The sequence below is a fragment of the Arthrobacter sp. SO3 genome, assembly GCF_020532825.1.
GTDB lineage: Bacteria > Actinomycetota > Actinomycetes > Actinomycetales > Micrococcaceae > Arthrobacter.
The window spans coordinates 1-5,471 of the sequence record NZ_MQTS01000195.1; the positions used below are offsets into that span (position 1 = coordinate 1).

The 5,471-nt window shown below is 59.2% G+C and carries 3 protein-coding genes and 1 pseudogene; 3 read left to right on the forward strand and 1 reads right to left on the reverse strand.

Annotated features, from left to right (window positions below; translation table 11 throughout):
• The 3 genes and pseudogenes from BJQ90_RS18480 to BJQ90_RS18490 form a co-directional block, all read left to right on the forward strand.
• Positions 1-291 (forward strand): hypothetical protein (locus BJQ90_RS18480; RefSeq protein WP_319004660.1); only part of this gene is annotated, 291 nt, incomplete at its 5' end.
• 833 nt (positions 292-1,124) lie between these two features.
• Positions 1,125-1,431 (forward strand): annotated as a pseudogene (locus tag BJQ90_RS18485) (IS21 family transposase); the annotation flags it as partial.
• Between the two features lie 72 nt (positions 1,432-1,503).
• The gene (locus tag BJQ90_RS18490) at positions 1,504-2,511 is read left to right on the forward strand and encodes a hypothetical protein (protein WP_226761665.1); all 1,008 of its coding nucleotides are present in this window, start codon (positions 1,504-1,506) and stop codon (positions 2,509-2,511) included.
• Positions 2,512-3,287: 776 nt separating this feature from the next.
• Here BJQ90_RS18490 and BJQ90_RS18495 read toward each other — a convergent pair.
• On the reverse strand, positions 3,288-4,547 hold the full coding sequence (locus tag BJQ90_RS18495) for a hypothetical protein (protein ID WP_226761666.1): 1,260 nt from the start codon (positions 4,545-4,547) through the stop codon (positions 3,288-3,290).
• Between the last annotated feature and the right edge of the window lie 924 nt (positions 4,548-5,471).

Genomic DNA, 5,471 nt, shown 5'->3' on the forward strand with positions numbered 1-5,471 from the left:
CTCCAGGTTCGTCTGGATCCGGCAGGTAAACCCCTAGCCATCCGCCACGACGGGACAATCTGGCTTGTCGATCCCGACACAGATTCCCAGCACTGGTTCGGGAGGGACGACTGGTGGGACACCCAACGCACAGCAGCCGTCGGAAGCGGCGACCTCGTCAGCATCGAATTCTGGCGGGTACAGGTCAGATCCGGCACTCATTCCTCCCTCCGGACTGTCACGCTCCGCCGGGAACCGCTCTCCACGCACTGGCTCCTGGAATACATCAGCGACGCCGAGGAAACAACGTAAGAAGAGTGAATGCCCAACCCATCAGGACGTCCCTGAAGTCCTGACCTCAACGGTGCTCCGCGCACAGGGAGCCTTCACCTGACACGAGAATCTTGATTACTCAGGGAGCCGGACCAATCAGTTCCGGGCCGTTGTTCCTGACGCTTTTGACCCGGTCGGTGACCACCCTGGGCGTCACGACCGGCTCCGGGATGGTTATGCTCGATCAATGCAATTAGCCGACGTCCTCTCAGTTTTGGCCGTCCTTGTGGCGGCCGCTTCTTTGGTTATTACGCTTTGGAACGTTCGTAGGACCGTGGAGCGCGAAGACGGCCGGGACAGGGCAGACCTCGTTCTTCGATACACGGAGGACAGCGGCGTCATAGACGTGGACAACGAGGGACCCAACACAGCACTGCAAGTTTCCCTTCTAGCGACTGGCCCGAAACTCTCCCTTGACCTACAAAGCCTGGGGACAATTCCAGCAGGGGAAACTCGGCAGTACAGGATCACAGCCCCACAAGAGTTTCTGGTTTATCTTTCCTGGCGCGATGGACACGCACGTCTGCATCGAAAAAAGTATCGTCTTGTGCCCGGACGTGCCGGCTTCCAAGGAGACGGATGGCCCGAAATGATGAGAATCGTACTCCGCCCAGGGCTACAGAGGGAGGAAGCCCTCAGACGCCTCGACCGGTCCGGAAAGTGGACGGTGCACGAGCCTGATTTGTGGAGAAAAAGACCTTAGATCACGAGCTGGCCCAGCCAACTGGTAGAAGTTCCGGATGAGGCCGAGACAAGGTAGCCGCACATTCGTCGCCACTCGAAGGATTGCGATGAAGTACTGCTGGGCCACCGGTGCGGTCAGTGCAGACGTCGTTGCGGTCGAAGCCCGCGGACACGCCACGATGTCTTCCTTGGGTGGGTCCGGTTCGGAACTGTCATCCCGGTGCTCAAGGCGAGTTGAAGGTGCAACGAGTTGTCAGTCTTACCCAGCGTAGGCTCATCGACCCGGCCGCGGTCATCGCAGGGCTCCCGGAAGATACCGGGCCGCTGCCCTCGGTCAGTGCCTATGACGCGCTAGCTCCAAGCTTAGGAGGCGACCGCACCACCGAAAGAACGGGCGCAAAACGGCGAGATGCAGTAGCTTCGGACGAGGAATGACCGAGAGCGTCACTCCTTCCGCCTTTCCGCCCGACCTCCAAGGGCTGAACTTGAAAACCTGTAGGGGCCACGATGCTCGGATTCTTGTCCAACCTCAGGGACGTTAAGAGCGCCTTGAGCGCCGGCATGCTGCTTCTATTCGCGGTTTGGTTGCTCATCGGTGAGCAGATAGCGAAGGTCGCGCCGGGTGACACACTGGCCGGGAAGGTGGCTACGCTTGTCGACTATCTCGGACCGGTGGCGACACTCGCTGTCATCACCTTTCTCGCCTATGTGGTCGGGCTTATATTCCCATTTCACTTGCTAGTGCTGGCCGGTATCAACCGTCACAACAGGAAGAGGGCTGAACGCGAAGGCGACAAAACGCGGGAGTCTCGGCTTCTCGACTTCATCCAGGATCAGGTGGGGCGGGCCGTGAGAAAGAAATCTGTGGGGGAGCTGACCAAGGATTTGGTGCGCGAAATTCCAGCTCTCACAAAGATGGGGATCCTTTACCCGTGGTGGATTCGTCTTTCGCCTCGATTCCTGAGGTCATCCCTCGAGCGCCGGTGGAACAATCGGGTAGTACGTCAAGCCTTGAAAAGTAAACAGCCGGACGGCAAGGAACCGCCGCAGGTAGGCAGTTTTGGAGCCTACAGGGCTGGGCGTACGGAACAGAAGGATTTGGCCTCGGCACTGCTTCGACGTATCCACTCGGAAAGCGCTCTTCTGGCAGTCGACCTAGGCCAAAAGGATGACAAAGCTTACGAGCGGTTTGACAAGGCCAGGAGCGAATCCGAATTCCGTTCCGGGCTGTGCATACCCTTACTAATCCTCACCACCGTTACCGCACTACAGCTTCCCCCTGACCAGTTTCTTCTGGCAGTGGGAGTGTGCGGGATTGGACTTTTCTCAGTGCTGGTACTCGCGCTGCGAGCGGCACATAAGGCCCGAGAGGCTCAGGAAGAAGTAGACAGCGCGATCGTTCTCGGACGAATCAAGGTCCCCGAACTGCAAGTTCTCGAGGGGGCCATCAACGAGGACACCGCGACTCCTAGCCGCGGCGGTACGATCCTGAGGTCCCTGCTCCCCAAGAAATAGAGCCGGCCGTCCCCGATGCTGAATCGATGGCTCCACCCATTTAATCTTGTCCATCCAAAGTCGTTGATGACGTACCGAATTCTGACTGCGCGCTTGGCCATGTTTCAGTCAAATCAGGAATGCCCTGATCCTTTTGCGCTGAGTGGCGCTCCTGACGCGTCTCGTATCCCTAGGGATTCGAGGCGCACAGGTTACAACACATATCGAGTCGGGTCATGCGGCGGCTTCGGTTGGCTGTAAGGGATGGGCCGAAATCGAAACCCTCAGTACCCTCGCCTGATGGCGTAATCGGCTTAGCTCCTGGGCTGAGCTCGCTTGACCGTATGCAACCTGACAGTAAGCATCGTGTTGATTTCTACAATGTGCTGGTGAATGACCGGTAGCTGCGCGAGCTGATTGTCGTCCCGGAGGAGTTGGCGCCAGTACCACGCAATCGGTGTATGTATTCGATAGTTTGCTCTATGTGCCGGACACCGGCGAGAAGTCATTGTCAGCGATTGCGAAGCGGCCAACTGTTGCTTAGCTGCAGGATGATGTCCACCCGTCGCTGCGAACCTGCATTCGGGCAGGTGAACCACCCCCCTCCACGACCTGCGGGGAGTCACGGAACGGGCCCTCACTTCCCGCCGGAGCTGGACATGAACGGCACGATCCGCTCCTACTGGGCATGGGGCAGGACAGTACGAGCACGTATCCGCCGAGCTTCTCAACGGAACCCAGCCGAATTAGTAGACACGCCCTACTAGACGCGACTGGGTGCGCTCCCGTGCGCGGATCTACGCATTGCCCGTTGATGTGGTCGCCAACAGCCCTTGTCGAATCGTGCTCCAGTCACCGGGGAGGAGCAGGCCATCCTCGCTCGGCGTGCCGCTGAAGAACCCGTACATGATCGATTGCGGTCGCCGTATCGAACGGCGCCCCACCAAGTCGAATGCCGACGCATCCGGTATTTCTGGCTCTGGAGTGTGTGCGCTACCGAGGAAGTTGTGACCCAACTCCTGTGATATCAACGTGGCAAATGTGAGATCACCTCGGGGAAGGATGTTGAGCACTACGCCCGCGACGGAAGCTCCGGGGCCTGGACTCGCAGCCCCACCCCGTGGAGGTTCGCCAGGCTGTTGTACTCGCACGCTCAGGATGTGCTCGACTCGATCGGGATGTCCTTGCGTCTGCTGGGCGGCGTTGAAGTCAGCGAAGCGCTGTCGCAGGGGACCCCAAGCAGGGAAATCGGGGTTGAACGGATTCGGCTCCATCTCATACCGCAGACCGTTACGCCGGACACCGTTCAGCGGGCCGATCCCAGCGCGGACTGGGAAAGCCCGGTGCACGTGCTCCAGTGCTCCCAAGAGAGTGTTCCAAGCGGCTACGGGCATAGGCCATGTGTCGACGACGATCAGCAGTCGCAGGTCCTTCGTGGCCAAGAACTCATGGCGACCTAGGCTAACGCTCCCTACGAGGCTACCTTCACGGTAGAAACGGGCGACCGCCTCGTAGTGCCCTGGGCTCGCCAGACTTGCCCCGTCAACGTAGAAGTTTGCGTTGTCGTACTCGTTGTAGCTTCGGCTGAAGTTCGTGATCTGACCGCTGCCCAGGTTGGCGGGTACCTCAAACGTGACGCCGTCCGGTCGGGTGACGGACAGCGATGCATAGTCCAGCCTTGACGTACGGAAAAGCGGTTCGTCAATGACAATGTCACTTATCGCCGCAGCGGCAACCTGCGGCGGCGCTAGTACATCGGGCGGCACGCCCAGGAAGACACGGAAGAGGGTGTCCTTTCCTGCCACGAGTTCGTATTCGGCAAGCCCTTGGTTGACCTCGAAGCCGAAGACTCGCGGGTCGCGCAGCGTGTTCTCGCGGGAAAGACAGGCTTCCAAGTCGCGTTCTCGAACCTGCAACTGGAGCTCAGCAATGTGCAGCGACCTTTGCGCAGACTGCCGCTGTTCGAGTGTCAAGGCCTCACCCGCCTCGTCCTTGAGATGCAAGATTCTGGCGCGCAGCCGCGCCACCTCGCCGGCAATGCTGTCGCAATCAGACACTTTCGCACCTATCCCTCGAAGAAGCGGGCGAGGTGCTTACGCGCACGTACCCAATCCGTTGTCCGGCCACGATTGCCTCCAACCCTCTAACTGTGGAATTGAGTTGTAAGGCCTTCCAGACGGGACGTCAATAGCAGGGAAATAACCAATGTCGGGTTGGAATGCATGTCGAAGTTGCTGCCCTTTTACTCGGGCCGGATTGCTGACGCGCTTTGCCGGCCAGGCACGCCACTCGTCGATCTCAGCGTCACTCTCGATCAGCTATCCCTCCAGGGCACATGCGGCCGGACATTGACGCCAAGTCGCTCGGCCATGGCGAGGTTGAACGTGGGAGGAGTCGCGGGCGGGATGTACAACGTCGAGAGACCCGGATTTGCGAGTAACTCTTCCGCTAGTGCTCCCAGTTGGACGGGGTGGATCTTTGCTCGGGCTACAGCCAGCGTAGGGGCGCGATATAAGAATCCAGGCTGCTCTGCCGTGTAGAACGTCAGGAGCGCCTCGACCAAGAGCGGCACGTGGCGGCCGTCATGACTGAATGGGCGATAGGAGGGGTCTCCAAAGGAATCAACCTGCCAGAGGATCACTGAGCACGACGGGTCTAGCTTATGCTCGCCGAGGACAAGCTCCGTCGCTTCGTATGACAGGCAACCGTGAGCGCCTGGGTCTACACCCATGTCGGCGTACAGACAGCCCTCCGCAGAGATGCCTGGAAGCATGACTGCGCGATAACCCTCCTCGCGAGCAATCCGAATACACTCGTGCGACGGGTCTACGAAAACTCCGGGGTGACCATAGAAGACGGCGCACACCCTGAGCTCTTCCCGCACATCGCGCATAATCACATTGAACCGTACCGGGTTTGATGCCGCTTCCTTTTTTGTGAAGGATAGCGATTATGCCCAAGCGATACCCCCAGGATCAGCG